Origin of the sequence: Aquipseudomonas alcaligenes NBRC 14159 (genome assembly GCF_000467105.1) — a bacterium.
GTDB classification, from domain to species: domain Bacteria; phylum Pseudomonadota; class Gammaproteobacteria; order Pseudomonadales; family Pseudomonadaceae; genus Aquipseudomonas; species Aquipseudomonas alcaligenes.
The window spans coordinates 1-3,698 of sequence record NZ_BATI01000079.1 but is presented as its reverse complement, the minus strand read 5'-3'; the positions used below and the strand labels follow the sequence as shown (position 1 = coordinate 3,698).

Below are 3,698 nucleotides of genomic sequence, written 5' to 3'. Positions count from 1 at the left end.
GGGCGCTGTTCATCGCCACGTCGGTGCCCGTGCCCATAGCGATGCCTACGTCGGCCCTGGCCAAGGCCGGCGCATCGTTGATGCCGTCGCCCGCCATGGCAACACGCCGGCCATAGCTCTGCAGTTCGGCGACTAATTTCTCCTTGTCCTGCGGTTTCACCTCGCCATGCACCTCCTCGATGCCTAACTGCTTCGCCACGGCTCTTGCTGTGGTGAGGCCATCGCCAGTGGCCATGATGACCTTCACGTCAGCGTTCTGGAGTTGAGCAACAGCCTGTTGGGAGGTCGGTTTGATTGGATCGGAAACGGCCAGGAGACCCGCCAGGCGACCATCGACGGCCAGATAGATGATGCTGATGCCCTCCAGGCGCAGTTGCTCTGCACGGTTACGCAGCGGAGTAATATCGACGCCCGCCTCCTCCATCAACGCTGTGTTCCCAAGCTGCAGTTGATGGCCATCGACCTGTCCGCGTACACCAATACCTGAGCCAGATTCGAAGGTCTCCGGTTTCACCAGGGCAAGACCCTGTTCACGCGCATGATCGACAATGGCATGCGCCAGCGGATGCTCGCTGCCCTGGTCCAGGCTTGCGGCCAAGCGCAGAACCTCGACCGAGTCGAACGGCCCGGTTCCCTCTGCACTATGAAAGGCCGGCCGCCCCTGCGTCAGTGTCCCGGTCTTGTCGACGATCAAGGTGTCGATTTTGCAGAGGTTCTCGATAGCGCTGGCATCGCGGAACAACACACCGCTGCTGGCGGCCTTGCCGGTCGCGACCATGACCGACATCGGCGTTGCCAAGCCCAGGGCGCATGGGCAGGCAATGATCAGTACGGCCACAGCGTTGATCAGGCCAAATACCCAACCTGATTCCGGCCCGAACACCCCCCAGCCAAAAAATGTCAGGATCGCGATCAGGATCACCCCCACCACGAAATACCCTGCCACGGCATCGGCCATACGCTGCATGGGCGCCTTGGAACGCTGGGCCTTAGCCACCATCTGGACGATCTGCGACAACATGGTTTCGGCGCCCACCTTCTGCGCTTCCATCACCAGGCTGCCGTGGGTGTTCAGGGTGGCACCGATGAGGGTATCCCCTGCCCGCTTGGTGACGGGCACCGGCTCGCCGGTGAGCATCGACTCGTCGACAGCGCTCTCGCCCTCCAGCACGGTGCCATCCACCGGGACTTTTTCGCCCGGCCGGACACGCAAGTGGTCACCCTGATGGACGTGGGTCAGCGGAATATCTTCTTCCTGGCCGTCAGGCCTGATGCGCCGGGCAGTCTTGGGGGCCAATCCCAGCAGTGACTTAATGGCGGCAGAGGTCTGCGAGCGGGCTTTGAGTTCGAGCATCTGGCCCAACAGCGTGAGCGAGATGATCACCGCGGCGGCCTCGAAGTAGACGCCGATGCGTCCATCCTGAACGAAGGCCGCCGGGAACCACTGCGGCACCAGGGTGGCTGCCACGCTGTAGAGGTAGGCGGCTGCAGTTCCTAATCCGATCAGGGTCCACATATTAGGGCTGCGTTGCCGGATGGAGTCTATTCCGCGAGTGAAAAATACCCAGCCACCCCAAAGCGTCACGGGCGTTGCCAGAACCAGCTCAACCCAGTTCTGGGATGTTCCATGGAACAGCTGCAAGGAATGACCAGCCATCGCCAGCACGGTCACGATGACGGTCAATGGCAGGGTCCACCAGAACCGTCGCGAAAAGTCTTTCAGCTCCGGATTTTCTTCGTCCTCCAGCTCTGGAATGACGGGTTCGAGCGTCATCCCACAGATCGGGCAGTTGCCAGGGCTCGGTTGGCGAATCTCGGGATGCATCGGGCAGGTGTATTCAGCCCCCAGTCCTGCCTGAGTTGAGTACTCTGGCGGAGCGGCATGCTGGTGGTGCCCGGCATGCGATTGATGGCTCATGTACTGATGAGGGGCTGCCTGGAACTTCTCCTGGCATTTTGTACTGCAGAACCGATAGGCCCTTCCCTCAAAGTTCTCCTGGTAAGGACTATCAGATTTGACCTCCATGCCACACACCGGATCGCGTGGGCTCTCTGGATGGCCGTGCGAGTGATGTGCATGGCCCTGGTCATGATGGCAGGAGGTCTTTTGCATTCGAGTTACTTCCTATCCTCGTCCTTGGAAACTGCGGCTCCGCTGGAGTGGGAGTGCCCGCCATGATTGTGGCCAAACAGATGCATCAGCGGGCATAGCAGCAGGATGAGGTATGGCAAAGCCTGCGAAAGATGACCGTAATGCTCGCGCGCGACATAGAAGATGCCGATTACGGCCAGCATGATCAGTGCGATGCCAATCTTGCTCTTCCAAAAAGGTGGTTCCGTAGTGCCAGTGTGGTGCGTGTGATCCATGACAATAGCCTCGGTTCAATGACCATAGAATCAGCATAGGTTGCTCTAGCCAGGCAGAGTTGACGCGTATCAATGGAGTTCAGCGTACGGTCACCTTACCGACCATTCCCGACTGATAATGTCCAGGAACATTGCAGGCGAACTCCAGATCAGTAGCGTCGGAGAAGGTCCAGATCAGCTCTTCGCGTGCACCTGGCTCGACCAGAACGCTGTTGGGATCGTCGTGCTCCATGCCGACCATCTTCATGCCGCCCATGGCGTGGTCCATTTTGCTCATGTCATGCGCTGCAGTCGGGGACAGCGTGCCGTTCTGAAACATCGCAGCCATCTCTTTCTGATGCGCAGCATGGGATGCCGCTTTGCCAAGGTTGAACTCGTGCAGCAGGGCTCCCTCGTTCAGCAGTACGAAGCGAACCGTCTCGCCCGCCTTGATTTCCATTGCCTTGGGTTCAAAGAAGATGTCCCCCATCCGGACTTCGATGGTGCGATCTACTGCCTGACTGTCTCCCGGTTGCCCGATACTGTCTTTCTTGTGGCCCGGGCTGGCCAGCGCATTGGCAGCACTGAGCAGTAAACCAAGGGTGGTGATTATGAAAGCGGGTCTGAGTTTCATGGTGTGCCTCTGAGGTGTTGAGGAGGGATGAGTCCCGATGCTAATGAGGTGCAACTGGCGGTACGCTGACGCGAAAACTACATCGCAGTAAGGTTCGTCAGATCGGTGCTACCCAGCCCGCGGCCAACGGGTAGCACCGGTGCCGGACTAACGCAGAGCAAACTCACCGACCATTCCCGCCTGGTAATGCCCAGGCAATGTACAGGCGAAGCTCAAACTGCCCGCCTGAGGGAAGGTCCACACGAACTCTTTAGTTGTGCCGGGCTCGACGAGAACCGCGTTCGGGTCGTCATGCTTGGCTTTGATGACTTCCGGATAGCCTGGAGGGTTGGAGTCTCCCGTGCCATAACGCTCATGCCAGACAATGCGCTCGGCCATGCCGGTCGGGGTCAGTGTGCCGTCCTTGAACAAGGACGCCATCTTGCGCTGGTGCTCCAGCTGGGACGCTGCCTGCCCGATGTTGAACTCGTGCATCAACGCGCCCTCGTTCTTCAGAACGAAGCGCACGGTTTCACCTGGCTTCACATCGATCGTTTTCTGGCTGTAGTTGATGTCGTCCATCTTTACCAAGATGGTACGAGTCGCTGGCGTCGCCTGGGCCTGCTGCCCAATGCCATTGCTACTGCCGCCGACCTCGGCAAATGCCGGAAAGGTGGTGCTGATGAACAGAGTGCTGATCAGCAGTTTAAGGGGTAAGCGTTTCATGGTGAGACCTCGC

4 protein-coding genes are annotated in these 3,698 nt (G+C 59.2%); all 4 read right to left on the bottom strand.

Going from position 1 to position 3,698, the window contains the following annotated elements:
* Positions 1-2,113, bottom strand: a 2,113-nt coding sequence (locus tag PA6_RS21995) for a heavy metal translocating P-type ATPase (RefSeq protein WP_021703168.1), incomplete at its 3' end; no start/stop codon positions are given.
* Between the two features lie 5 nt (positions 2,114-2,118).
* Positions 2,119-2,367 (bottom strand): DUF2933 domain-containing protein, encoded by a 249-nt coding sequence (locus PA6_RS21990; RefSeq protein ID WP_009686142.1) that lies wholly within the window; start codon positions 2,365-2,367, stop codon positions 2,119-2,121.
* 79 nt (positions 2,368-2,446) lie between these two features.
* Positions 2,447-2,980: a cupredoxin domain-containing protein gene (locus PA6_RS21985; protein WP_021221948.1), complete on the bottom strand. Its 534-nt coding sequence runs from the start codon at positions 2,978-2,980 to the stop codon at positions 2,447-2,449.
* A 147-nt stretch (positions 2,981-3,127) separates the two neighbouring features.
* Positions 3,128-3,685, bottom strand: coding sequence for a cupredoxin domain-containing protein (locus tag PA6_RS21980; protein WP_021221949.1), 558 nt, complete (start codon positions 3,683-3,685; stop codon positions 3,128-3,130).
* Positions 3,686-3,698 lie beyond the last annotated feature (13 nt).